We start from the raw sequence: 24,313 nt of genomic DNA, 5'->3' as shown, positions 1-24,313 counted from the left end.
GCTTTTCAGCGATTGGCGGCTGTTTTATTTTGTAAGAGCTGCACCTACAGCTCCGCAAAAGGATCCATACTGCGGAATAATTGGAACGAACCCCCATTGCCCACTGTAGCGAGTAACAATTTTTCGCAGCAAGGAATTATTGACGAAGGAGCTCCCGATATAAACGATCGTCTTTACGTCGGCTTTCTGCGCTGCCAAGACACTAAGCGAGGTGACCGTCTCTGCGACAAGTCCAATTACTGACGCAATCTGATCTGCCGAAGATGGCGATGCCGCTTCATCTGACACAGCGCCAAAATTACTTGCGGTCAAATCACCGGGAATCGGCGGTTTCTCACCTTCATAGATACGTGCAACTGTCAGATCGATCAAATCTCTTTTTCCATGCTCAGCGTACTGAATCAATGTCGAATAATTATAAACGCCTGTAAGCAGTCCGGACAGACCTAATATCGTACCTCCTCCAACTCCCGTTCCACCCATCCATTCCTGTGTCATTCCTTTAACATGATTTATCGACGTTCCGGTTCCGACATTAGTAAGGATAAAATCTGAGAGATCTGCATGTCCTTCTGCGGCGAGCAGCTCTCGGGCACCGGCGCATGATGCAGAGAACTCAGGTATGAGCGTATAATCAGACCGTTTCAGTTTTTCCCGAATCATGCTCGCTTTGCCGCCGGTAATGCAAAGGCAGCGGTGTGCACAATACGTATCCAGCCATGAAATACACTTCTGGATCTGCTTTGTGGGAAATGATTGATATACCCATCCCTTTTCAGTCTGCATAGCAATCTTGCATAGCGTTCCACCTGCGTCTATGCCTGCCGTTACACCATTCACCATCAATTCTCCTTCTTCCCTCATTAAGTCCGGATAAAAAAGAGGCAGGCCCGCATCGCCCGCCTAAAAAAATTTATTTTTTTTATTCTCCCAGAAGATGAAGCACCAAGTCCTTTACATCTGCAATGGAATCGAGAATAAAATCAGCACCATGTTCCTCTAATTCACTTCGAGCTTTCTGACCGGAAAGGCCGGTGAGGACCCCGGCAAATCGGCAGCCCAATTGCTTTGCGCAGAGCAGGTCAGCGAGTGAGTCACCGACAATCAAGGTTTGTTCTCCATCAGGCAGCTGCTCAGGGCGACGAGCGCTCCAGCGTTTTAGATCACTGTCCTTACCATGAAAGGAAGCGAGATACGTAAAAGGATGCGGCTTAGCAAGCGGTGCCGCATCGTATTTCTTTTCTGCGGCAAGTACATCGTCTGCGGTTACAATATGATTCGGATCAAGCTCGCCGATCCAGTTTAAATAGGTAAATGGTTTGAATGTCTCCAATCGCGGTCTGCCTGTAGCAATACCCACGCGCACACCATAATCATGAAATGCGTGAAACATTCCACGAATATACTCCGGATCAGCCAAAGTTACTTCTTCGTTCATAAAACCTTTCTTACCTGTTTGAACCGAGGGCAAGCCTGTTGCTGCCAGAACATTTTCATCACCAATATACCATTCCTGGGATGCGTGCTCGCCAATATGCCAAAAAGCACTTTTCGGCTGGAATGCTGAGGTTTCAATGCCAAGCCGCTTCAAAGCAATCTCATTAAGATAAACGATTAATTCCTGTTTTACTGCTTTGGTATCTTTATAATCATCCATAAAGCGCTTGAAATCAGGTTTTATCTGGTAATTCTTAAACAATGAGCGAAACGTATTCAATGTGGTTTGATCAATCGGTTTCTTCAGCAATTCTGCTGCCTGCGTCTTCACATCTTCAGGAAGCTGAGTCGTTAAATGAATCAGCTGTTCGGAAATCGTTATATAAATCATGTCCCAATTGGCATTCATTCCACGGGATTTTAAGAAGTTCAGTACATCATCATTAAGAAATATGTCTGATCGGATTTCAGCAATCTCTCCGTCTCTGTATTCCGTTTGGAAAGGTTTGCCGTTTCCGAGCCCTAAATAGTTCTCGCTGTACAGTAATTCGCGCACAGTAAGTGCCGAGGCGTCAAAATAGCGTTCTTCGCTAAGAAATACACCATCGACATCAAATAAAACCGTTTGAATCATCTCTTCACCGACCTTCACGTTATTTATATCAGTTTATCATAGGAAACCCTTTGTCCGCATTTAATTTCCATTTAATCCGCGACCTTTTTTCGCAATGATTGTCCAGTTTTGTCCGCTGTTCTCCGTTCGATACAAGTCACCGTGCTTAGTCATCATGACAGCTTCTCCGGAATTCGCCGGATTTTGAAGGATTTGAGTCACTGTGTCATTTTCCACTGTACCCATATCAAGATTTATTGATTTTTCTTGTTGAGGAATGATTTGGTAAAGTGCAGTTTCTTTTCCCGCAACAGCAACGAGCAGTGCATTTTGTTTGCTAAAACCGAATGCAGCGCTCGTAACCGAGTAGCCCTTCAAGTATCGATGAAAATGAGCGCCCAGATCCGTGCTGACATATAGACCTCTTGTAGTCCCAATCGCTAGTACACGTTTATCGACCGGTGAAGCTTCAAGAATCTGGGCATTCGCATCCAGATGTTTTATCTTCACGACTTTCCATGTAGCGCCGCCGTCATCCGAATAACGTAATGCAGATCCTTCACCTGCTATTGTTTGAAGGTGATACATACGTCCTGTCTTATAGCCGAAGGCCCACAGCCCTCCAAGAGGTTCATTCAGCTTTCGGTGGCCCAGCGGCTCTTGTTTCAATGTCTTCCACTGCAGATAGCCCGTCTCATTCATCTGAATAAAACCGGAACTGATGGCTAGAAACATGTCGTCATGCGCGCGGTTCTTAAGCTTTTCGGAGTGCCAAATACCCTTTTTATAGGTAAGCAGCCGCTTGTTCGTCCCAAGCCAAAGCGTCTTACCATCCTTGCTGTATCCCGCACCGAGCACGTGAGTAAATCGAACGCCTCCTGTTGAATTCGACGCATGAACCGCATAGATAATCCATACCGTCAGCCCCGCCAGCAAGAGAATAAAAATAATTTTGGCAATGAGCAGCCAAAAAACCCACGACACACTTTTCGTACCGGATGCTTCATTTTTTTTCTTCACTTCGTACCACTCCGTTATCTATCATTGCCTATAGTTTAAAGAATTTCTTGCCGAAAACCTAGAAAAATGCCCACAGATGAATCAAAACAGCGCTGTCGCCCACTTGAGCGCCAGCGCTGTCCAAAAAACTCATTTGCATTTAGTCGCCATTGAACAAGTTAAAAAGCCCTCCGGTGATGCTGCCTTCATCTTTGCTGCGGCCGGCAGGATTGCCTGGCATCGCACTGAATACGCGACTTGCAAGTCTGCTGAACGGAAGCGATTGTACGAGCACCTTTCCAGGGCCCCGCAAAGTCGCAAAAAAGAGACCTTCGCCGCCGAACAAAGCGGTTTTCACACCTCTGACAAACTCAATGTCATAATCAACACTGCTCGTCATGGCCACGAGGCAACCCGTATCGACCTTCAGGGTTTCACCCGGAGCAAGCTCAAGCTCTTTAATCATTCCGCCTGCATGGACAAACGCAAGTCCGTCGCCTTCAAGCTTCTGCATGATAAAGCCTTCGCCGCCGAAAAATCCGGCTCCTAACTTCTTTTGAAAAGCGATACCAACTGAAACCCCTTTTGCAGCACACAGGAAGGAATCCTTCTGACAAATCATCTGCCCGCCATACAGACTCAGATCAAGAGGAATGATCTTCCCTGGATAAGGCGAAGCAAAGGATACATGCCTCTTTCCTGCTCCTTCATTGGTAAATGCGGTCATGAACAGACTTTCGCCGGTCAGCAGACGTTTCCCCGCGCCGAACAGTTTCCCCATCACACCGCCGTTTTGACCGCTTCCATCGCCGAAAATCGTCTCCATACCGATGCCGTCTTCCATCATCATAAAACTTCCCGCTTCAGCAATCACCGTTTCGCGAGGATCTAATTCAATTTCCACGTATTGCATTTCCTGACCTTCGATTTTGTAGTCAATATCATGGTTGTTCACGTGTTCGTTCCTCCCGTTCATGGCTGCAATTGACTATTAAAAATACATTTTCTATTTCACTACAAAAATAGCCTGCCTGTTTTATTTAAACGCAATGATATAGTAATCCGTAACGGGTTCTTTAAAAGTCCCGGACGAGTCGATTGATTTGAGTTCATCATACAATTCTTTTTCAAAATTTGCTGCATCTTTGCCAAGCGTTGTTTTGCGGCAGGTGGATGTGGAATAAAGGTAGCCGATAATTGATGGAATATCACGCTCACGTTCAGAGTGTATCTGTCCTGTAAGCAGGGAATGAAACGAAGATTGAGCCACGAGCTGCTCATGTCGAACACTATGTTTCAAACGTTTGCTGTTAGGAAACCATTTATCGACAATGCGCTGAACAGCCTTCTGCCAATCAAGAGAGCGATCGCCGAGCATATGCCCCTGTCCGACAAGCGCAAGTGCACCGCCCGGTTCAAGTCGATCATAACTGAGCTTCAGTACAAGCTCGCGATCCATCCAATGAAATGCATCCCCGGCTGTAATCATCCGAAAGGAACCGAGTTCCGGATTCATTTGTTCAGAAGCCATCTTTAACCATTTCATCGTATGAATATCGAGTAATTCACATTGACTGCGGGCAGATTGGAGCATATCCGTACTGACATCAATGCCAATCGTTTCATCAAAATAGTTAGCCATCGGAAAAGTCAGTTTACCCGTTCCACAGCCCAAATCGAGCAGCCGTCCCTTTCCATCAAGTCCGCACTTCAAAGCCAAGGTCTGAATCAGTCGATCGCTATACTGACCGCGGTACTTCAGATAATAGTAAGCAGCGCCGTCATAAAGTCCATGAGTTTGTATCATCTGTTTCACTTGATCACCTGTTTCTCATCCTATTCGTTTCTTACATTCCGTTATCACACGAAAACTGATGATAGTTCGGTTAAAAAGATAGGGTATTCGTCTTTTAGCAATGAACACCTTTTCTATTTTAACATACTATACCTTCCGACCGAGTATTTTTAAAGCACAACAATTGAATTGCCGGTCTCAATTTTTTGATAGGTAAGGGGATGAGAAGATGCATTGGTTCATGATACTCCTAATCGGCATTGCGGCTAGCATCGATAATTTTGCGGTGGGCATGTCCTTTGGAATCAAGGGGAAGAAAATTACGTGGATCGCCAATTTGTTTATGGCTGTCGTTGCTTTGGCAACCTCACTTATTACAATCATTGCCGGTTCGCTTCTCGGCTTCACAATTCCAGAGTTTCTTGCAAATCTGATGAGCGGTGCAATCATACTTGGTATCGGTCTATGGTCGCTTGTCAGCGCTTGTACACACCGAATGACGCCTTCAAAGACAATTCCTCAGGCAGACCAAATTGACCGCGACCAGAATAACCTGATTTCCTTTAATGAAACGTTCTGGCTGAGCTTCGCACTCTCGTTCAACGCAATGGGTACTGCATTCGGTGCAGGCATTGGCGGATTAAATCCGGTCGGTGTGGCACTGACCGTCGGCATTCTTTCGTTCTTCTCAATAGATGCAGGGCAGCGATTAGGATTAAAGAAACTTCGTTCGCGAATGGGCACATTATCCGAATATGCGGCTTCAATTCTGCTGATCTGTATCGGCATCTATACAATTTTCACATCAATGTAACCCTCTCTTAAGCAAATGATTGTCTCCTGTCTTGGTGGTCTTAACGCCTGCACATGGAATATCTGTCCGCGACCATTCGATTTAATCCATGGTTCGGACTAGCGGGCATTCTGATCTTGGACGAGTCCTTTGATGAACAAATTGACAGCAAAAGATGATTTATAACGTGTTTCTCATCAATTTCTTAATGGAACGGTCCATCCTTAGAGTGACGGTACAGTTTAGACAGTTTCTTTACAAGCATGTATAAACCATACGCAGCAAGTGCATATACGGCCCCTATAATCGCGCCTTCAAGGAGTTCTGTTCGTCTTTCAATAAAGGCGGTATAAAACAATCCGAATGCAAAAGCAGCCGGGAACAGCATCACATCATGGGCATGAAAGAAAAGCTTCACGAATACCAGCAGCAGCATGATCGCACCAAATGCTGCAAATGCTTGGATAATGATCATTTGAACCATCAGTTTCACCTGCTTTCATTGTTTCTGAAACGCTACCTACTCATTTTTATGCAGAAGCCTGTTTTGAAATTCATTGGAGCATTGCTCTATGTGAAACTGCTCATGAATGATGCGCAGTACCGCTGATTAAAAGAAAAAATAATGCGGAGAAACGAAAAAAAATCCAAAGGGATGGCTCCTTCAGATTTTTTCTCTTATTTTTTATATTAATCAGCCTTCAGTAACCTTGATCTCTTTTTCAAGGTCTTTACGGGATAGATTTGCGTTCAGAAAACCTGCCGTTTCAGGAGTGTACAGGCTCATGTGCGATTTTTTATCAACAAGAACCGTTCCATGATCCAACGTATAATCAAAGACATGGCCGCCTCCCTTGCGCTCTTCATCAATAAAGTGAAGATGGAAACCGGAAACCGCAATGCCTTGTGTAAATGCCGGCGACCAGAAGCCTACGATCGTTCCTTTTACATTCTTAAAGTGGAAGATCGGCTGTGTTTTAACTGCCTCAGTCATCGGGATCGGCTTTTCTTGATAAGCAACGGTTCGTGTGCTTACTTCTTTAAACACCCCGTCAATTCGAAAGGCGTAAAATAAGTTCTCACTTTTCATTATTTTCTTCAGTTCATTTTCAAAAGCTGCCTTGTCGAGCGGCTGATCAAATTCTTTTTTGATCGTCGGCTGGAAATAAGTCAGCGAGCAAAATGGAGTCCTGTCTTCGCTTTTGAGCGGTGTAGCCGTACCGTCACCACGCAAACGATAGAATGCATCATCAAAAGCAATCATTTCTCCATCCAGATGTTCGAACGTGCCAATACCGAAATCTCCATAATTCTTGAATTCATCGTAGTTCATTGCCCCTTCAAAGACACCGTCAAGCAATGACGACATCGTTGAAAGCTGAAACAACTGACCGCTATTTTTTTCACTTGCCATAGTGGAAAAACCTTCTTTCCTGAATAAATAAGTTCACTGCGCCATTTTAAAAGTATGCATTACTGTATTGATTAGTTTAATTGGTTTGGAATCAGACTCTTGCCAAGAGCGATATTATCACTGTAATCAACCGGCACATCAATGATCACCGGTCCTTCGTTGTAGGCGAGGCCTTCTTTCAGAACGCTTTCGAGTTCTTCAGGTTTATTCACTCGCAGTCCCTTCGCACCAAACGCCTCAGCATATTTGACAATGTCAATTTTCCCGAAATCTATACCGGATGTCCGATCATATTTCATTTTTTGCTGAAAGGCAACCATGTCATACGTACCATCGCGCCACACGATATGAACAATCGGCAGCTTCAAGCGCACTGCTGTTTCCAATTCCATTGCCGAGAAAAGGAAACCTCCATCTCCAGACATAGAAATCGTCTTTGCGTGATTATTGACCAAGGATGCGGCCATTGCCCATGGAAGTGCAACACCGAGCGTCTGCATGCCATTGCTGAACAACAGGGTCTTTGGCTCATAGGAACGGAAGTGACGTGCCATCCAAATATAGTGCGAACCCACATCGCAAGTAACCGTGGTATCATCGCTGATCAAATGACGCAGTGTATGAATCAGGCTCAATGGATGTACAAGATTACCATTTGCTTTCTTTGGCGGTTCATCGCGTGCATCGAGCTTGTGCCGCATGCCTTCTAGATAAGAAATACTTTCTTGTGTCATATTTAGGTTTGTCAATTTATCCTTAATTCGCTGAACGGTCGATGGAATATCTCCTACGAGTTCAATCGAAGGCTGGTAGTAATGATCAATATCCGCGCGCACTTCATCCAAATGAATGATTGTACGTGCACCGACGTTGTTCCAGAATTTCGGATCGTATTCAACAGAATCGTAACCGATCGTTACCACAACATCCGCCTTTTCAAGCACCAAGTCGCCGGGCTGGTTGCGGAACAAACCGATACGTCCGAAGAAGTGTTCCTCCATGTCGCGTGGAATCAGACCGGCCGCTTGGAACGTTTCCACAACAGGAAAGGCAATTTTCCCAAGCAATGAGCGTACAGCAGAAACTACTGAAAAACGATTCGCACGCATACCCGCAAGTATAACCGGCATCTTCGCATTCTTGATTGCTTCTACTGCCTTGTCGATCGCTTCTTCAGAAGCAGTTCCCAGTTTTGGGCTTTCGAGCGGTCCCAGTGCATTCACAGTTGTTTTTGAAACGAGAACATCCTGTGGAAAACTGACAACACTGGCACCTGCCGATGTTGATTCAGCAGCACGAAAAGCATTGGTGACGACTTCCGGTACGTTCTTTGGATCAACAACTTCAGCGCTGTATTTGGAAATTGGTTGAAACAGAGCGGCGTTGTCCATCGATTGATGGGTACGTTTCAGTCGATCTGCTCTCGGAACCGCACCAACCAATGCGACAATGGGATCGTTTTCGACATTGGCTGTAACAATGCCGGTCGCAAGGTTAGATGCACCTGGTCCGGAGGTGACCAGACAAACGCCAGGTTTGCAGGTGATTCGTCCGATCGCCGCAGCCATAAATGCAGCATTCTGTTCATGACGACATACAATCAATTCCGGTCCGCGATCCTTTAGAACATCATACACCGCATCAATTTTTGCTCCCGGTATCCCGAATACGTATTTCACGCCTTGTTTGATCAGACAGTCAACGACAAGCTCAGCACCGGTCGCCAGTTTCTGTTCTTCTTTTTCCTTTTTTAAATCGCTCACGATTTTTTTCCTCCCTAGTTATGTGTGAGTGTTCTTCTATCTGCTGGCACTTTTTTTGAATGGTGCAACAGCAAATAGTCCGCGCTTTTTTTCATGTTTTCTGTGACTAATATCATTTTACCGCGTCTATTAACCAATGTGAAATATATTATTGAACGTCATGTAATACATAGTGTATATTAATCAAAAGATCATTTTTAGATCATTATTATTGAAAACTGTACGTCGAGGAGTGTTATGAACATTATGGAACTTCGCCATTTTATTTATTTCATCACGGTTGCAGAAGAACTTCATTTTGGACGAGCCGCCGCACGGCTGCAAATGACACAGCCTCCATTAAGTAAACAGATTCAGCAATTCGAAGAAGAGATCGGTGTCGCTCTTTTTAAACGAAATAAGCGCCATGTTGAACTGACAACCGCAGGAGAACTCTTCCTACCTGAAGCACGTGAAGTTGTTGCACAGGTGAATCAAGCCGTAGATACGGCTCAGCGTGCGCATCGCGGCGAATTCGGACGCTTAGTGATTGGATTCGTCGGATCGGCAACCTATGACATACTTCCGCAGATCATCAGAGAATACAGGAGTATTTTCCCACATGTCTCGATACGTCTTCACGAATTTTCCACACCGGATCAAGTGAACGCACTAATCGGTGATCGAATTGATGTCGGGTTACTGCACCCTCCGGTGAGCAGTTCTTTGATTGATACCATTCCGATCAAGCGTGGATTTGCCGCACTCTCACTTCCGAAGAATCATCCACTGGCGAAAAAAGAACGAATTCGGATTGAGGATCTGAAAGATGTTCCATTTATCTTAGTTTCACGTGACATTTGGCCCGGTCTGTACGATGAATTTCTATCTCTATTTCAACATGTCGATTTCACACCGAAAATTGTTCAAGAAGCAACGGAATATCAGATGGTCGTCGGTCTCGTCTCCGCCGGAATTGGAATTGGTGTCGTACCGGCTTCTGCAGAAAAGCTGTTCAATTTGGAGGTCGTGTATCGTAAAATCGATGATTATCCGCTTAAGGCCGTGCTCTCACTTGCCTATTTGAAAAAAAATACGAATCCGGCCCTGAAGCAGTTTGTCTCACTGACCAGGCGGATCCGTATTGAAGAATCATAATCATTTTATCAAACTGTCATCCTTGCTTTTGCGGCGCAATCGCACCAGACGAATCATGTGCGCAATAAATGTCTTGATCATTGCATAAGTCGGCACGGCAAGAATCATACCGATCGGGCCGATCCATTTGCCGGAGACAAGCAACAGTACGATGATTGTCAGCGGATGAGTGTTCAGTCGTTTGCCCATAACAAGCGGTGAAATCAGATGGCCGTCAAGCTGCTGAACAATGACGATGACAGCGAGAACGAGCAGCGCTTTCGCTGGCGAATCCATCAATGCGATGACCAGTGCCGGAGTTGCACCTAAGATCGGTCCAAGATACGGAATGATGTTGGTTACGCCCACAATCAATCCGAGAAGCAGGCTGTACGGCAATCCGATCACGGCAAACCCGATACTTGATGTAATGCCGACAAATGACGCGACAATAATCAATCCATGAATATACGAAGATAATGTATCATTCAGATCACTGAGAATGCGATTAACCTCTTCGTGATATTTGTGCGGAAAAAAACGAGTGACCGCACTAGGCAGACGGTTACCATCCTTAAGCATGTAGAAGAGAATAAACGGCACCGTTACCACGGTCAGCGTCACATTAACTAATACATTAAAAAACGTTGACAGCCCTGAACCTGCATTGTCCGTAAACGCTTTAAGCATCTTCTCAAGGCTGCTCTGAATTTTATCAATAGAATAATAATCTTGGTGGATCAGCCATTTAAATCCTTGAGAATCAGCCAAGTGTTCGATGCTTTTTCTCCAGCTTGTCATATAATCCGGAAGCTGACTAAATAACGATTTGACCTGCGACGTCAGCGGCGGACCGACAATCACCACAAGTAAAGCGATCAAGCCGGTCAATATAATGTAAATAATTAAAATGCTGAGCGTTCTTGGAATCTTCATTCGCTGGAAGATCTCCACGAAGGGACTAATCAAAAAGAAAAGGAATCCGGCCACAATAATTGGGAAAAACAGCGTTGTGATCAGAGTGACAACCGGAACAAAAATAAACGATATTTTTGTCAGTATGAAAATAAGCAGAGCTATTCCCAAGAGTTCGATCGTCCAGAAAATCAAGTTCGAATGTTTTTTTAGCACAGTTTCACACCTTTTCACAAGTCCGTGAAGGACCTATCTTCCACAAGTTATTATTCTAATTATAGCTTGATAATAAGAGACGAAGCAATGAAAATCATGCGAGGACAACTTTTGATACTGATTTTCAAAACACTGCAACGGCCAAACTCTAGCATGATTGGATTGTTTAGGGGTATAATCAACTATCATGTACTCGGCAGGAAAAAGGATGTGGCATAATGAGCATCACTTCAATCTTACTGACGATTTTACTTGGAACCAATATTCTGCTCGGTGCGACCGTCGTCTTTCTTGAACGCAAAAGCATCAGCTCTACTTGGGCGTGGTTGATGATTCTCAACTTTCTCCCAATCGTCGGATTCATTTTATATATTATCTTCGGACAAAATTTGAGCAGGCGCAAGATCTTTAAGTGGGATCATACGGTTCATCAACGAACAAAAGAAACGGTTGGCCGACAAATGCTCAAGATTGTCAATCATGAGCCCCCCTTCTCGGAACCGATTCTTCGTGATTATCACGGTCTTATTTATATGAATCTCAATAATGATGAGGCACCGCTTACCTTGAATAATAAGCTGTCTATTTTCACAAGCGGAGAATCCAAGTTTCAAAGTCTCCTGCAGGATATCCGTTCTGCAACACATCACATTCATATTGAGTACTATATTTTTCGTGGCGATTTTTTAGGAAATGAATTAATCGATACACTCATCCAAAAGGCTGAACAAGGTGTGATTGTCCGCCTGCTTGTCGATGATGAAGGTTCAAGACGACTGCCCAAGAAGCTTGTCCGTCGCCTGATTCATGCTGGCGGCAAGTTTTACACATTTTTTCCCGGTCGTCTGCCGCTTTTAAATTTACGTATTAATTATCGCAATCATCGTAAACTTGTTATTATTGACAGTTCAATCGGTTATATCGGCGGATTCAATGTTGGCGATGAATATCTTGGTCTCAGCAAAAAATTCGGCTTTTGGCGTGACACGCATTTGCGTATTGTCGGTGAAGCCGTGAACAGCATCCAATCGCGATTCTTTCTCGACTGGAACCAGGCGTCAGGAGAACAAGTACCCTTTCAATCCTATTATTCAATGAATGATCAGACGCAGTATGGGGAAGTTGGCATTCAAGTCGTCTCAAGCGGTCCTGATCAGAAATGGGAACAAATTAAAAATGCATTTATAAAAATGATCCTGTCGGCAAAAGAAACGGTTTATATCCAAACACCCTATTTAATCCCGGACGAAAGTCTGATGAACGCTATATTCATTGCATCACTCTCACATGTCGATGTTCGTATCATGATTCCAAACAAACCGGATCATCCATTTGTTTATTGGGCCACCTATTCCAATGTCGGACTGCTGCTTGAAGCGGGAGCACGTGTCTATCTTTATCAGAACGGATTTTTGCATGCGAAAACGATCATCGTTGACGATCGCATTGCAACCGTTGGTACATCGAATCTTGATTTTCGTAGTTTCAGTCTAAATTTTGAAGTCAATGCATTTATCTACCATCAAGAAACTGCTAAAGAGCTGTCTCAGATCTTTAAGCAGGATATCCGATTGTCAAAAGAACTGACTATGTCCGATTACCGCAATCGTTCCTTTATTATCAAGTTCAAAGAAAGTATTTCACGCCTGCTGTCCCCTGTTTTGTAATCAATGAAAGAGCCGAGCGGAAAATCCATCGCTCGGCTCTTTTTATTTTATTGCATTTCATTTATTCTTTCGTCTATTCGTTAATACGAATCTGTCTTAACGCAGGAACACCTTCAGGAGCATCTTGATGCTGCTTCAGAATTCCCTTGATCGCCTCGGTCAGCGGGACAACTTGCTTGGTTTTATAATCATAACCGATGAGCGTTACGCGGCCTCGTGCGTGCCAATTACCGCTTGGTCCCGCAATTGCATGTTCCACATCAAAACTAGATCGGGAAATCGTGCTGATCCATGTGTAAACGGTTATTTCTTCGTCATAGTTGATTTCTTGAATGTAATCACAGTGTGTCGAAGCAACAATCACGCGCCAGTCACTCAAATCCATGCTCGGCGTAAACCAGCGGAAGATTTCACGTTTCCCCTCTTCAAAGTAAGTATAGTAGACTGCATTGTTAACATGACCCATAGCGTCGCAGTCGACAAAACGTACCGGAAGTTTTGTAGTAATCATTCATAAGCCCCCATGATTTCCGATTAATCATTCTCTGGGAACTAGTGTACCACAACTGAGCTTGCCTGAGCGTCCGATCCGTCTTTCCAAATCTCGATTTGGCCTTAAGAAAGCTTCTCCGCACGATACTCCGAAGGAGAGCACCGTTCATATTTTTTAAACATTTTAGTAAACGAAGCATTGTATTCATAGCCTAATTGATAGGAGATCGTCAGTACACTCAATTTTGAATTGCCAAGCAGTTCCTTCGCACGATGAATACGAAGAAAATGGATATATTCAAGTGGAGTCATCTTCATTTTGCGCTTAAACCAATCGCAATAATAAGATGGTGTATAATGCTCCATCTCCGCAAGCGACTTCACGTCAATCTTTTCTGAATAATGCTGATGAATGAACCTTATGGATACACTTGCAGGCTTTTCCGCTATTTTATGAAACCAGTAATTGAGCAATAAAACAGCCTCATCATGATTTTCCTGCATTACTTCGTGAATGAGCAAATCCTTAATTGATTGCCAGATGATGCTCAAATCCCAAATTAATTCATTTTGTTCATCTAATTGATTGCGCAAATTTTCACGGATGTAACGTCCGGGAATTTCAATCACAAGACTTTCATTTGACTCAGCTGAACAGAGAGAATAAGAAAAACCGACAGGCAGCAAACAAAATTGAGAACTATTAATTCTTCTTTCGCCGGATTGAGTTACGATAGCCGTATATCCATAAATTGGAATCACAATTTTACAATGTGTAGTGCTGCAGTAGTGTTGTTCTTGGCTGAATGACATAAAGTAAAAATAGATGTCTTCCAATGAGCTGAACCTCCTGTCATCGTTTTGTCTGTTCCGGTTGACGAATGGCCGTCTTTCATACCTTTATATCAATTGATTCATTTAAAAAACCTGTCATTTGGTAGTATATCAGATAATGTAAGTTAACGCGTTAAGAGCAAGCTATTTTCTTGATAAATGTCAACCCAAATTCTAGAAGTCAACAAATTTGCATTTTGTAAACGTATGCAATGAAAAACGGCAAAAATTAATCCGAGAAATGGAAAAGAAATAGACTTGCATTCCTTTTATACTCTTCCTGTTAAAACAAATTGCAGGGGGAAAATGAATCAATGCATCAGTTAATCGCGGAATTTTTGGGAACGGCGTTAATGATTATTTTTGGTGTCGGTGTACACTGCTGTGAGGTGCTGAAGACATCGAAATATCAGAACTCCGGTCACATTTTCGCCATTACAACTTGGGGTTTCGGTATCACCATCTCATTATTTATCTTCGGAGATGTCAGCATCAATCCTGCGATGGTTGTCGCACAGGCAATATTAGGCAATATTCCATGGGCAAACGTTATCCCATTAAGTATCGCAGAAGTGCTCGGCGGTATTTTCGGTTCCATCGTTGTTTTTATCGCTTATTACGATCAATTCAATGCATCCAAAGAACTCGACCGTGTAAAGATTCGCAACATCTTTTCAACAAACCCAAATGTGCGCAATTTACCGCGCAACTTCTTTGTCGAATTTATTGATACGTTTATCTTTATTACCGCAATCTTAGCAATTGCTTCGATTAAAACTCCGGGCATCGTGCCGATCGGCGTTGGTCTTCTTGTATGGGCCATCGGCATGGGCATGGGCGGTCCTACCGGATTCGCCATGAACCTCGCTCGAGACATGGGCCCACGTATTGCCCATGCCATTTTGCCGATTCCAGGTGGAAAAGCAAACAACGATTGGCAATACGGTATTATTGTCCCAGGTATCGCACCATTCCTCGGTGCAGCTTGTGCCGCATTATTCGCTCGCGGATTCCTCGGACTGTAAATTTTAAATCAATTAAAAAACGTAAGACTGGAAGAGTCCTATATTGTGCTCTTCCAGTTTTTTTATTTATCAAGATCATTTCAATATAATCGGTGTAAATTTATAATGTTTGTTCCACTAATTTCTAAATTTATAACTCATCTTGCGCTCGTTTTACCAATGAAAAATAGATACTAACCTATGTGTAGCGTACTGAAACATGTAAGGATCCAAAAAATTTATTATTAAAATGTTACTTAAAATGTATATTTTTCTTGCTATTTAATTCACAATATTGTGCTGGAATTGTAACAAACAGCCGAGTTTCTACTTATATTTAATGATTTTCGAATCACGATTCATTTCACATTTACGGAGTGTCACTTCTTCCGAAATATCTTTACAAACAAATTATCTTCAGCGTACACTTATTCGAGTGATTGGAAACGAATTTGTTCAGTTGATTTAAAACTATTCATGTATCGCAATAATTCCAAACAGATTAGAGGTGTAAAAATATGGTGGACATGCCAAGCATTACAGAACTTGAGGATTTTCTGATATACGGTCGATTTAAAAATTTTTCTCTAGCAGCTAAAGAGGCTAAAGTGACTCAATCAGCGTTCAGCTTTCAAATGAAAAAGCTAGAACAAATCATAGGCGTTAAGTTGATTGAACGCTCTAATCGAGGCAGTAAACTCACTCCGGAAGGAGAATTCTTTTATCGAAAAATAAATGAAATTCTTCCGAATTTAAAATCGGCCATTTACGACGTGCAACAGGTAACCGGCAAAAAACCACTTGAACTGAAAGTTGGCGTTCTGACCTCATTGGGTGACGTGCTCATGAATCAGCATGCTGCCTATTTCCATCAAAAATATTCTAATATTTTCATTACCGTTTACAGTATGGAAAAAAGTAATTTGATTCATTCTTTGGAAAATGGACGCATTGATATTGCCTCTACATTTCTCTCGCCAGATATGCAGTTAGGTGCCTATGATAAAGCCTTTTTCAGATTGGATCGAATTGTCTATTACGCACCAAATCTATCTTTTTCCGGGAAAAAAATTACTGCCAAAACGATTTTACAATACCCGTTTGTCAAATACCCGACACATTATTTGATGAGCAGCCTTACTGACAACTATCTAATCGACAATGCCCATGCCGAACCTAAAGCAACAGTTCAGTTATCCACGCCTTATGCCATTGTGAATTATTGCAAAGAGAATAATTCGGGTGCTCTGCTTCCTGAACGCTTGCTTACAGCTCTGCAAGAAAATAAGGAGCCGGGAATGCAATATGCAATCGACCCGATTCTTGATTTGAAAACCTATCTCTTATACAAAAAAGAGAACCCCAAATATGAAGTAATGAAGCTGTTTATTGATTACGTTATTAAACTCAATAAAGCCTTTCGGATGGAATGACAATTCTGTCTCATTATCAAGACCTCACTTTTTGATTCTTCGCAGCGATCATTGCAAGTTTCCCCCATCGAAAAACTCTCTCATTTTCTTTTCTAATACACTCATTTTCACCCTCCTTCACAGCTTGTCATCATTTTTTCTTATAACTGTCATCTTTTATATTTGTTATACAAAACCTAAAAGTCTGTGTATGCTTCTTTATGAGCTCTTAAGTCAAGCAAAACTACGGAATGCGCATTCCATAGCGAACTCTAAAGAGGGATGAACGTAATGCCAACGATAAAATTACCTTATGACAAAAAACAACTCAATTTATCAATTGATGAAAATCATTTAGCCGGCATTCTCAAATCAGATACCGAAAAAAATCAAGGCAATCAATCAGAATCAGAAATTGTTGAAGCTTCACTTGATCATCCGATTGGTTCTCCAAAATTGGAAAGTTTGGTGAAAGGCAAGAAAAAGATTGTTGTGATCAGCTCTGATCACACGCGACCAGTTCCATCAAAAATTACAATGCCAATCCTTTTGCGCCGCATCCGTTCAGTTGAACCGCACGCAGAGATCAAAATACTTGTTGCAACCGGATTTCATCGGCCTTCCACTCACGAAGAACTTGTCAATAAATATGGAGAACGTATTGTTGCGGAAGAACAAATCGTGATGCACGTGTCCACCGATGACGAATCAATGATTAAAATTGGTACCCTTCCTTCCGGCGGCCCTTGTATCGTGAACAAAGCAGCAATCGAAGCTGATTTACTGATTGCTGAAGGATTCATTGAATCGCATTTTTTTGCAGGATTCTCCGGCGGACGCAAGTCGGTGCTTCCCGGCATTGCATCGTACAAAACGATCATGGCCAACCACTGCGGTGAATTCATTGATTCAGACAAGGCGCGTACAGGCAATCTTCATCATAATCCGATTCATAAGGATATGCTCTATGCGGCAAGAACGGCTGGTCTAAAATTCATTCTTAACGTCGTTCTAAATGAGAATAAACAGGTGATCAAAAGCTTCGCTGGGGATCTGGAAGAAGCACACAAAACGGGCTGTCAGTTCGTTGAACAGATGGCCGAAGTGAAAAAGATTCCAAGTGATATTGCCGTAGTCACAAATGGCGGCTATCCTCTCGATCAGAATATTTACCAAGCAGTCAAAGGAATGACCGCAGCAGAAGCTACAAACAACGAAGGCGGAATCATTATTATGGTTGCGGGCTGTGCTGACGGACATGGCGGTGAAGGATTCTATCACAATATCGCAGATGTCGATGATCCGGCAGAATTTCTTGAAAAAGCCACGCATACGGCTCGTCAGGAAACCGTTCCAGATCAATGGACTTCGCAAATTTTAGCACGAATTCTCTCCAGACACCATGTTATTATTGTATCTGATCTCGTTGATCCGAACCTGATTACGTCGATGCATATGGAACTTGCCCTTACTCTGGACGAAGCAATGAAAAAAGCATTTGCTCTTAAGGGAAAAGATGCAAAAGTAACCGTTATACCAGATGGTCTTGGGGTTATTGTGAAATAAACGGTGGATGTTTCAGAAACAGATATTCATTGATTCATTAAAGGAGCTGAACTTATGCTGCCCTCGCAAGCTTCTAAACTAGATAAATTGAAAACACTGCTGCACGGATACAAGAAAATAGCGATTGCATTCTCCGGCGGTGTCGACAGTACCTTTTTATTAAAAGTAGCTCAAGAAGAATTGCAGGATGGTGCCTTGGCACTAACCATTCAATCACCGACAGTCACTGAAGACGATTTAAAAGATGTTAAATCGTTTCTAAAAAACAATACTGTCAATTACAAAATTATTCAAATGAATCAACTTGAAAGAGCTGATTTTCGGCACAACTCAGCAAATCGCTGCTATTACTGCAAGGCGATGGAATTCAGCAGTATGTCCAAAGAAGCGCAAAAACAAGGCATCCATTGGCTGGCCGCCGGAATTAATCTTGACGACAAAGGTGATTTTCGACCCGGCATGCGTGCACTAAAAGAGATCGGTGTCGTCAGTCCGCTCAAGGAAGCGGGTATGACAAAAGAGGATATCCGCTTCTTCTCAAAGATGTATCATTTGCCGACATGGAACAAGCCGGCCAGCGCATGTCTTGCTTCACGTGTTCAATATGGAGAACACATTACTGAGGAAAAATTAAAGAAAATCAGCGCAGCGGAACGGGTTTTGAAAGAAATGAATATTCGTAATCTGCGTGTGCGTTATCATCACGGAAATATTGCGAGAATTGAAGTTGCACCGGAGGAACGCCAGATCTTCTTTAATACCGAAGTGATGGACCACGTGGCCGAACAGTTTCGCAAAATTGGATTTGCTTATACAACACTCGATCTGCAAGGTTATCGACGAGGCAGTTTAAATGAAACCTTAGATAATAAAACAAAAATCAAAGTGAGAATGAGTAGTCATGTATGAAGACAACTTAAGAGCCTTGTTGTCTCAAGTTAAAGACGGAACCATGGATCTTGACGAAGCAGCCGGACATTTAAAAACATTACCGTTCGAAGATCTCGGCTTTGCCAAAATTGACCATCATCGCAAGCTTCGCAACGGATTTCCTGAGGTCATCTATTGTGAAGGAAAAACAGTGAAACAAACACAGAAGATTGCCGATGTGCTTGCCCGAACAGGAAACACCGTTCTTGCAACACGCGCTTCGGAACAAGACTATCAAGGAGTATTGGAAGTTGTTCCTGAAGCCGTATATTACCGTGAGGCGCGCTGCATCGTCATTCATCCGTCGAAAACAAACACGTCAAATACGCATTATCTTGCCGTTGTCACTGCCGGAACCTCGGACATCGGGGTGGCTGAAGAAGCAGCAATAACTGCTGAAGCATTCGGCAACTCGGTAGAACGTATCTATGACGTCGGAGTTGCCGGCATTCATCGGTTATTCGCTCAGCTTGATAAAATCAGAAAAGCGGATGTCATTATCGTCATCGCAGGTATGGAAGGTGCATTAGCCAGCGTCGTCGGAGGTTTGGTTGACCATCCGGTCATTGCCGTTCCGACAAGTGTCGGATACGGTTCCAGTTTCAACGGTCTTGCTGCCCTGCTGTCCATGCTGAACAGTTGTTCCAGCGGCGTGAGCGTTGTCAATATCGATAATGGTTTTGGTGCCGCATACAGCGCCAACTTGATTATAAAAGAAATAAAGAATGGGTGTCAATCATGAAGGTTTTATACTTAGACTGTTTCTCTGGAATAAGCGGAGATATGCTTTTGGGCATGTTCATTGACTTAGGACTTGAAGAAACCTATCTGACCGAAGAATTAAAAAAAATGAATATGGGCGACTACACGATTCACTATTCAAAAAAACGAACAGGAGCCATTTGCGGCAGTGATGTAGATGTCGTACTTGCTCATGATGCCCATGATATGAAGCATCACCATGCTCATCATCGTAATTTGTCAGACTGCTGTGAAATCATCAATGAAAGTTCTCTATCCAAATGGGTCAAGACGATGTCAGTACGTGTGTTTGAAGAAGTTGCTCAAGCAGAAGCCCACGTTCACGGCAAATCAATTGATGACGTGCATTTCCATGAGGTTGGCGCAGTCGACAGTATTATTGACATAGTCGGCACATTTATCGGTTTAGAAAAACTGGGTATTAAGAAGACTTATGCCTCGCCACTGCACGATGGTCATGGCTTCATTACCTGCGCCCATGGTCAAATGCCCGTTCCGGTTCCTGCCGTAGCGCAAATGCTCGCGTCAAGCAACCGAACGATTCCCTATATTCAAGACGATGTGGCAACTGAACTGATCACACCGACCGGAATGGCCATTATTAAAACCATCGCCAGCAATTTTGGAACCATTCCTGTGATGGATATTCAACGAATCGGATACGGAACAGGCAAACGAGATACAGGTCAAATAAATGCTCTGCGGGGTATCCTCGGTGAACAATTAAGAGCAGAGAAAAATACACAGGATGAAGTCGTTCTACTTGAAGCAAATATTGATAACCAAACAGGTGAAATGCTTGGCTACGCGATGAACCACTTACTGTGTAAAGGGGCTTTGGACGTCTATTATACACCAATATATATGAAAAAAAACCGGCCAGCATTTAAACTCTCTGTACTTGCGAAACCTGAAGATGAAGAAAAATTCTCAGAAATTATTTTCAAGGAAACGACTACCCTTGGCGTACGCGTTTCTCATTGTCCGCGCTATAAGATGCAACGAGAATTTATTCGGTTATCAACACCCTATGGCCAAATTCATGTCAAACATGCCACTCGAAATGCCGTTGAGAAATGGGCACCGGAATTTGATGATTGCGCTTATCTTGCTGAAGAAAAACAGGTTCCACTGTCTGCTATTTATGATGCAGCCAGGCAAAGCATTCTTCAATTACAGAAAAGTTAAACCATGAGCACGATGTCCAAAAATTGACTCGTGCAAATAAAACTTAAAGAATATTGCAACGGAAGGAAAGATAACAAGATGACTTACTCATTAGCCGTTCGCTGTATTAGTGAACTCATCGGCACTGCAATTATGATCATTTTAGGAAATGGTGCCGTTGCAAACGTTGAATTAAAAGGGACCAAAGGCTACCACAACGGTTGGATGATTATTGCCGTTGGTTACGGTTTCGGTGTCATGATTCCCGTCATGATGTTCGGCCCGATCAGCGGCTGCCAGATTAATCCGGCAATCACATTGGGAACAGCTGTCGGAGGACTTTTACCATGGTCCGACGTGCTTCCCTATATTGTTGCCCAAATGATCGGGGCAATGCTCGGACAGATCTTATTAATTTTTGCTTATAAACCCTTTTATGATCAAACGGATAATTTTCAAGCAATCTTAGGAACTTGCTCAACAATTTCAGCATCAGGAAGCCATTGGGATGGCTTTATTAATGAATTCCTTGGTACATTTATTCTTGTTTTTGGCGCGATGCTGATCAGTCATTCACCTGCATTGATTCACGAAGCAGGAGTCGCTCAACTTGGGGTAGGGTTCCTTGTATGGGCACTTGTTGCATCACTTGGAGGTCCAACCGGTCCTGGACTAAATCCAGCACGTGATCTCGGGCCGCGTATTGTACATGCCCTTTTCCCCTTGCGGCAGAAAGGTACTTCTGATTGGAACTATTCATGGATTCCTGTCGTTTCGCCGATCATTGCTGCTATCTGTGCTGTTCTACTTTTTAAAGGAGTCTATTAATTTCCATCTATACTATGTTCTATTTTTTGTCATGAAATGAGGCTTTTCCAATGAAACCAACTATTCAAATTCATCGGCACAGTGTCGTTTACATTATGACATGTATTCTATTCAATGTAATGAGTTTCGTTCTTTTCTTCATTGTATCAGGCTTTCATCCGGCAATGATGGGAGCAGGTTTCATTGCCTATCTACTTGGCTTGCGTCATGCATTTGATGCGGATCATATTGCAGCGATCGACAATACCGTACGCAAACTCGTTGAGCAGAAACAGAATTCTTCCGGGGTCGGTTTTTTCTTTTCGTTCGGTCATTCAACCGTGGTCATCATTATGTCCTTACTTATGAGCCTGTTTGTTCACTGGTCTCAAAAACAATTTGGTATCATCAGTCAAATTGGCGGCTTTTTCGGTCCATTTATTTCAGGGGTGTTTCTACTTTTGATTGCTACATTAAATTTAATGACGCTCTCAAATTTAATTAGAGCATTTAGAAAAAGAGACACAAATATGGTCAATGAAGAAATGACAGACGCACCCTATGGATTTTTAACTCGGGTTTTCCATCGTCTCTTTCATTTTGTAAACCGTAGTTACCACATTTATCCAATAGGCTTTTTGTTTGGATTGGGCTTTGATACAACTACTGAGGTTGCTGTACTTGCTATATCAGCTGAAATGACAAAGGGATTCTTTTCAGTTCCGGCAATTCTTTCAATCCCTTTATTATTTGCGTCAGGCATGATTATTGTCGATACGCTGGATTCTGTCATGATGTCACGTGCCTACAAAATGGCGCTACTGAATCCCGCTAGAAAGATTATTTATAATTTAATCATTACAAGTTTGTCTGTCTTTGCAGCCGTGTCTATAGGCTTTATAGAATTGGGGCAAACATTCTCCAGCCTTTTTCAATGGAAGGGTTGGTTTTGGCATTTGATACGTTCGTTAACTTTGAATTCAATCGGCTATTTACTTGTTTCGTTACTACTCACATCATGGTTGATCGCATTTATCCTTTGGCGGAAAGATAAAGCAATACTAAGACAATAGTCAGAAACAAATTGCTTTGCCTATACTGACGAGTATTTTTGTACCAAACTAAAAAAAATACAATACATTTCTTTATCGTACATACCATTGTGTATCCGGTAATTCATTTTAGACAAAACAAACATACACCCCTACTCAAAAGACTCATCTTTTAAGTAGGGGCGTAATGCTTTAAATAGCTGAAATTAAATTCAAGCATGCAAATAAATCGGTGCTAATGATTCGAAAAATCAACAAAACAATTAATCAAAACGTTTTCCCTTGAACATATTTTTAATCATGACAAGCAGCATTGGCAAGAGCGACACAAATACGATCAACAGCATCATTAAAGAGAAATTGTCCTTAATGAACGGGATTTGTCCGAAGAAGAAACCGGCCATTAGGCCAGCCAATGTCCAAACGACACCGCCTAATATATTGTATAAAAGAAAAAATGGGTAATGCATGCGGCTTGCTCCTGCAATGAACGGGATAAACGTGCGGATGAATGGTGCAAAGCGGCCGAGAAATACAGCAAAGCCTCCATATTTATTGAAAAAGTGCTGCGCTTTCTCCATTTTTTCTCTATTGATCAGTTTGTGAAAACGATTATGACTTTCCAGCGATTGGCCAATCTCACGACCAATCCAATAATTAATGGTATCGCCAAGTACCGCAGCAATAGCAATTAAAATCACGAGCAGCCAAATGTTGAGTTCTGTGCCGCTGTGGGCAGCGATTGCGCCGGCAGCAAACAGCAGCGAGTCACCCGGAAGAAACGGACAAATGACCAGCCCCGTTTCAATGAAAATTACAATAAATAAGATTGCATACGTCCATGCACCATATTGATTCACAATTTGGGTAAGAAATTGATCAATATGCAGAAAGACATCAATAAACCACGATACAGAATTCATCAACACGTCTCCTTAGATTTTTCTGTTTCAAACAAAAATAAAAAATGTCTGTCGGCAAAGCTTGAACCTAACTTTCATCGTAACTTATTTTCTGTCATTAGAAAACCCCAATTTTCATTCTCACAATACTAATCAATGACTCTTAAAAATTTCTTAACAAAACCTGTGTTAAAAGATTATGTTGTTCATCACTTTTTTGGGCTCATTGAACAAAAAAAGCCCGAGATTAGAATCTCGGGTATCCAAACAAAATCAGCCGATTGCTTCTTTCATGAAGGCCGTGATCGTTTGTTCTTGTGAATCACTCAACGTTTTTCCGGTTTTCTTATCGATGAATGTCGGAACAGTCATAAATTGATACTTTTCTTTCAGCTGCGCAAACCGTTCTTCATCATCTTCACGCACGAACATTTCAATTTGATCATTGTATTTTCCGTCGAGCGCATGGTTCAGCACCATCTTTGCCCGATCACAATATGGACATACTTTTTTTGTTATCATCAATACTTTTTTTGCAGCCATTATGTTCACTCCCTTTTTTCTATTGTAACCAATGATCACTGATTCTGTCATGCAACCTGTTTCCTGACCATTGAACTGATCGCATATAAGAAAAATTGATGTATACTTAAGGCA

24 protein-coding genes are annotated in these 24,313 nt (G+C 42.6%); 11 read left to right on the top strand and 13 right to left on the bottom strand.

What is annotated here, in order from left to right:
- Window positions 1–24 precede the first annotated feature (24 nt).
- The 5 genes from coaW to NOM01_RS04910 form a co-directional block, all read right to left on the bottom strand.
- Window positions 25–843 (bottom strand): type II pantothenate kinase, encoded by an 819-nt coding sequence (gene coaW, locus NOM01_RS04930; RefSeq protein WP_255746890.1) that lies wholly within the window; start codon window positions 841–843, stop codon window positions 25–27.
- Window positions 844–922: 79 nt separating this feature from the next.
- Entirely contained in the window at window positions 923–2,071 is a 1,149-nt protein-coding gene (locus tag NOM01_RS04925; RefSeq protein WP_255746889.1) for an HAD family hydrolase, read from the bottom strand.
- Window positions 2,072–2,131: 60 nt separating this feature from the next.
- Window positions 2,132–3,070: a beta propeller repeat protein gene (locus NOM01_RS04920; protein ID WP_255746888.1), complete on the bottom strand. Its 939-nt coding sequence runs from the start codon at window positions 3,068–3,070 to the stop codon at window positions 2,132–2,134.
- A 139-nt stretch (window positions 3,071–3,209) separates the two neighbouring features.
- Complete coding sequence (locus tag NOM01_RS04915) at window positions 3,210–4,004, bottom strand: TIGR00266 family protein (protein WP_255746887.1); 795 nt, start codon at window positions 4,002–4,004, stop codon at window positions 3,210–3,212.
- Window positions 4,005–4,085: 81 nt separating this feature from the next.
- Window positions 4,086–4,856 carry a class I SAM-dependent methyltransferase gene (locus tag NOM01_RS04910; RefSeq protein ID WP_255747084.1) on the bottom strand — a complete coding sequence of 257 codons (771 nt, stop codon included), beginning with the start codon at window positions 4,854–4,856 and terminating at the stop codon, window positions 4,086–4,088.
- A 217-nt stretch (window positions 4,857–5,073) separates the two neighbouring features.
- On the opposite strand from NOM01_RS04910, the gene NOM01_RS04905 reads away from it, so the two are divergent.
- Entirely contained in the window at window positions 5,074–5,658 is a 585-nt protein-coding gene (locus tag NOM01_RS04905) for a manganese efflux pump MntP (protein WP_255746885.1), read from the top strand.
- A gap of 184 nt (window positions 5,659–5,842) precedes the next feature.
- On the opposite strand, the gene NOM01_RS04900 is transcribed toward NOM01_RS04905, so the two are convergent.
- The 3 genes from NOM01_RS04900 to alsS all read right to left on the bottom strand — a co-directional run bounded on the left by NOM01_RS04900 (window position 5,843) and on the right by alsS (window position 8,814).
- Window positions 5,843–6,121 (bottom strand): hypothetical protein, encoded by a 279-nt coding sequence (locus tag NOM01_RS04900; RefSeq protein ID WP_255746884.1) that lies wholly within the window; start codon window positions 6,119–6,121, stop codon window positions 5,843–5,845.
- 210 nt (window positions 6,122–6,331) lie between these two features.
- Window positions 6,332–7,051, bottom strand: coding sequence for an acetolactate decarboxylase (budA, locus tag NOM01_RS04895; protein WP_255746883.1), 720 nt, complete (start codon window positions 7,049–7,051; stop codon window positions 6,332–6,334).
- Window positions 7,052–7,122: 71 nt separating this feature from the next.
- Complete coding sequence (alsS, locus tag NOM01_RS04890; RefSeq protein ID WP_255746881.1) at window positions 7,123–8,814, bottom strand: acetolactate synthase AlsS; 1,692 nt, start codon at window positions 8,812–8,814, stop codon at window positions 7,123–7,125.
- A gap of 246 nt (window positions 8,815–9,060) precedes the next feature.
- On the opposite strand from alsS, the gene alsR reads away from it, so the two are divergent.
- On the top strand, window positions 9,061–9,951 hold the full coding sequence (alsR, locus tag NOM01_RS04885; RefSeq protein ID WP_255747082.1) for an acetoin biosynthesis transcriptional regulator AlsR: 891 nt from the start codon (window positions 9,061–9,063) through the stop codon (window positions 9,949–9,951).
- On the opposite strand, the gene NOM01_RS04880 is transcribed toward alsR, so the two are convergent.
- Window positions 9,952–11,061, bottom strand: coding sequence for an AI-2E family transporter (locus NOM01_RS04880; RefSeq protein WP_255746879.1), 1,110 nt, complete (start codon window positions 11,059–11,061; stop codon window positions 9,952–9,954). It lies immediately after the preceding gene.
- A gap of 218 nt (window positions 11,062–11,279) precedes the next feature.
- Between NOM01_RS04880 and cls the strand changes: the two genes are divergently transcribed.
- The gene (gene cls, locus NOM01_RS04875; protein WP_255746877.1) at window positions 11,280–12,728 is read left to right on the top strand and encodes a cardiolipin synthase; all 1,449 of its coding nucleotides are present in this window, start codon (window positions 11,280–11,282) and stop codon (window positions 12,726–12,728) included.
- Window positions 12,729–12,801: 73 nt separating this feature from the next.
- Here the strand turns inward: cls and NOM01_RS04870 are convergent, their stop codons facing one another.
- Both NOM01_RS04870 and NOM01_RS04865 read right to left on the bottom strand, forming a co-directional pair.
- The gene (locus tag NOM01_RS04870) at window positions 12,802–13,239 is read right to left on the bottom strand and encodes an acyl-CoA thioesterase (protein ID WP_255746875.1); all 438 of its coding nucleotides are present in this window, start codon (window positions 13,237–13,239) and stop codon (window positions 12,802–12,804) included.
- A 104-nt stretch (window positions 13,240–13,343) separates the two neighbouring features.
- Window positions 13,344–14,057 (bottom strand): helix-turn-helix domain-containing protein, encoded by a 714-nt coding sequence (locus NOM01_RS04865; RefSeq protein ID WP_255746873.1) that lies wholly within the window; start codon window positions 14,055–14,057, stop codon window positions 13,344–13,346.
- A gap of 311 nt (window positions 14,058–14,368) precedes the next feature.
- On the opposite strand from NOM01_RS04865, the gene larD reads away from it, so the two are divergent.
- The 8 genes from larD (at window position 14,369) to NOM01_RS04825 (ending at window position 22,775) form a co-directional block, all read left to right on the top strand.
- On the top strand, window positions 14,369–15,079 hold the full coding sequence (gene larD / locus NOM01_RS04860; RefSeq protein WP_255746871.1) for a D/L-lactic acid transporter LarD: 711 nt from the start codon (window positions 14,369–14,371) through the stop codon (window positions 15,077–15,079).
- 506 nt (window positions 15,080–15,585) lie between these two features.
- A complete protein-coding gene (locus NOM01_RS04855) occupies window positions 15,586–16,491 on the top strand; it encodes a LysR family transcriptional regulator (RefSeq protein WP_255746869.1) in 906 nt (301 codons plus the stop codon).
- A 270-nt stretch (window positions 16,492–16,761) separates the two neighbouring features.
- Entirely contained in the window at window positions 16,762–18,036 is a 1,275-nt protein-coding gene (larA, locus tag NOM01_RS04850; protein WP_255746867.1) for a nickel-dependent lactate racemase, read from the top strand.
- 54 nt (window positions 18,037–18,090) lie between these two features.
- Complete coding sequence (gene larE, locus NOM01_RS04845) at window positions 18,091–18,945, top strand: ATP-dependent sacrificial sulfur transferase LarE (protein ID WP_255746866.1); 855 nt, start codon at window positions 18,091–18,093, stop codon at window positions 18,943–18,945.
- Window positions 18,938–19,708, top strand: a complete 771-nt coding sequence (larB, locus tag NOM01_RS04840) for a nickel pincer cofactor biosynthesis protein LarB (protein ID WP_255746864.1) — start codon at window positions 18,938–18,940, stop codon at window positions 19,706–19,708. The genes larE and larB overlap by 8 nt, the downstream gene beginning before the upstream one ends.
- The gene (gene larC / locus NOM01_RS04835; RefSeq protein ID WP_255746863.1) at window positions 19,705–20,916 is read left to right on the top strand and encodes a nickel pincer cofactor biosynthesis protein LarC; all 1,212 of its coding nucleotides are present in this window, start codon (window positions 19,705–19,707) and stop codon (window positions 20,914–20,916) included. Before larB ends, larC begins: the two co-directional genes overlap by 4 nt.
- Before the next feature lie 78 nt (window positions 20,917–20,994).
- Entirely contained in the window at window positions 20,995–21,723 is a 729-nt protein-coding gene (locus NOM01_RS04830; protein ID WP_255746861.1) for an MIP/aquaporin family protein, read from the top strand.
- A gap of 50 nt (window positions 21,724–21,773) precedes the next feature.
- Window positions 21,774–22,775, top strand: coding sequence for a HoxN/HupN/NixA family nickel/cobalt transporter (locus tag NOM01_RS04825; protein WP_255746860.1), 1,002 nt, complete (start codon window positions 21,774–21,776; stop codon window positions 22,773–22,775).
- 242 nt (window positions 22,776–23,017) lie between these two features.
- Here the strand turns inward: NOM01_RS04825 and NOM01_RS04820 are convergent, their stop codons facing one another.
- Complete coding sequence (locus NOM01_RS04820; RefSeq protein ID WP_255746859.1) at window positions 23,018–23,677, bottom strand: VTT domain-containing protein; 660 nt, start codon at window positions 23,675–23,677, stop codon at window positions 23,018–23,020.
- 252 nt (window positions 23,678–23,929) lie between these two features.
- A complete protein-coding gene (locus tag NOM01_RS04815) occupies window positions 23,930–24,199 on the bottom strand; it encodes a glutaredoxin family protein (protein WP_255746858.1) in 270 nt (89 codons plus the stop codon).
- Window positions 24,200–24,313: the final 114 nt, after the last annotated feature.

The organism is Sporolactobacillus sp. STSJ-5 (genome assembly GCF_024385605.1).
GTDB lineage: Bacteria > Bacillota > Bacilli > Bacillales > Sporolactobacillaceae > Sporolactobacillus.
The sequence above is the reverse complement of the archived record's forward strand: the minus strand, read 5'-3'. Positions and strand labels throughout refer to the sequence as shown.

Coding starts and splice junctions, on each gene's coding strand:
- NOM01_RS04815 (WP_255746858.1), bottom strand. CDS start 24,199: ATGGCTGCAAAAAAAGTATTGATGATAACAAAAAAAGTATGTCCATAT.
- NOM01_RS04855 (WP_255746869.1), top strand. CDS start 15,586: ATGCCAAGCATTACAGAACTTGAGGATTTTCTGATATACGGTCGATTT.
- larC (WP_255746863.1), top strand. CDS start 19,705: ATGAAGGTTTTATACTTAGACTGTTTCTCTGGAATAAGCGGAGATATG.
- larE (WP_255746866.1), top strand. CDS start 18,091: ATGCTGCCCTCGCAAGCTTCTAAACTAGATAAATTGAAAACACTGCTG.
- larD (WP_255746871.1), top strand. CDS start 14,369: ATGCATCAGTTAATCGCGGAATTTTTGGGAACGGCGTTAATGATTATT.
- NOM01_RS04910 (WP_255747084.1), bottom strand. CDS start 4,856: ATGATACAAACTCATGGACTTTATGACGGCGCTGCTTACTATTATCTG.
- NOM01_RS04905 (WP_255746885.1), top strand. CDS start 5,074: ATGCATTGGTTCATGATACTCCTAATCGGCATTGCGGCTAGCATCGAT.
- NOM01_RS04830 (WP_255746861.1), top strand. CDS start 20,995: ATGACTTACTCATTAGCCGTTCGCTGTATTAGTGAACTCATCGGCACT.
- NOM01_RS04900 (WP_255746884.1), bottom strand. CDS start 6,121: ATGGTTCAAATGATCATTATCCAAGCATTTGCAGCATTTGGTGCGATC.
- alsR (WP_255747082.1), top strand. CDS start 9,061: ATGGAACTTCGCCATTTTATTTATTTCATCACGGTTGCAGAAGAACTT.
- cls (WP_255746877.1), top strand. CDS start 11,280: ATGAGCATCACTTCAATCTTACTGACGATTTTACTTGGAACCAATATT.
- NOM01_RS04925 (WP_255746889.1), bottom strand. CDS start 2,071: ATGATTCAAACGGTTTTATTTGATGTCGATGGTGTATTTCTTAGCGAA.
- budA (WP_255746883.1), bottom strand. CDS start 7,051: ATGGCAAGTGAAAAAAATAGCGGTCAGTTGTTTCAGCTTTCAACGATG.
- NOM01_RS04820 (WP_255746859.1), bottom strand. CDS start 23,677: ATGAATTCTGTATCGTGGTTTATTGATGTCTTTCTGCATATTGATCAA.
- larB (WP_255746864.1), top strand. CDS start 18,938: ATGTATGAAGACAACTTAAGAGCCTTGTTGTCTCAAGTTAAAGACGGA.
- NOM01_RS04825 (WP_255746860.1), top strand. CDS start 21,774: ATGAAACCAACTATTCAAATTCATCGGCACAGTGTCGTTTACATTATG.
- coaW (WP_255746890.1), bottom strand. CDS start 843: ATGGTGAATGGTGTAACGGCAGGCATAGACGCAGGTGGAACGCTATGC.
- larA (WP_255746867.1), top strand. CDS start 16,762: ATGCCAACGATAAAATTACCTTATGACAAAAAACAACTCAATTTATCA.
- NOM01_RS04870 (WP_255746875.1), bottom strand. CDS start 13,239: ATGATTACTACAAAACTTCCGGTACGTTTTGTCGACTGCGACGCTATG.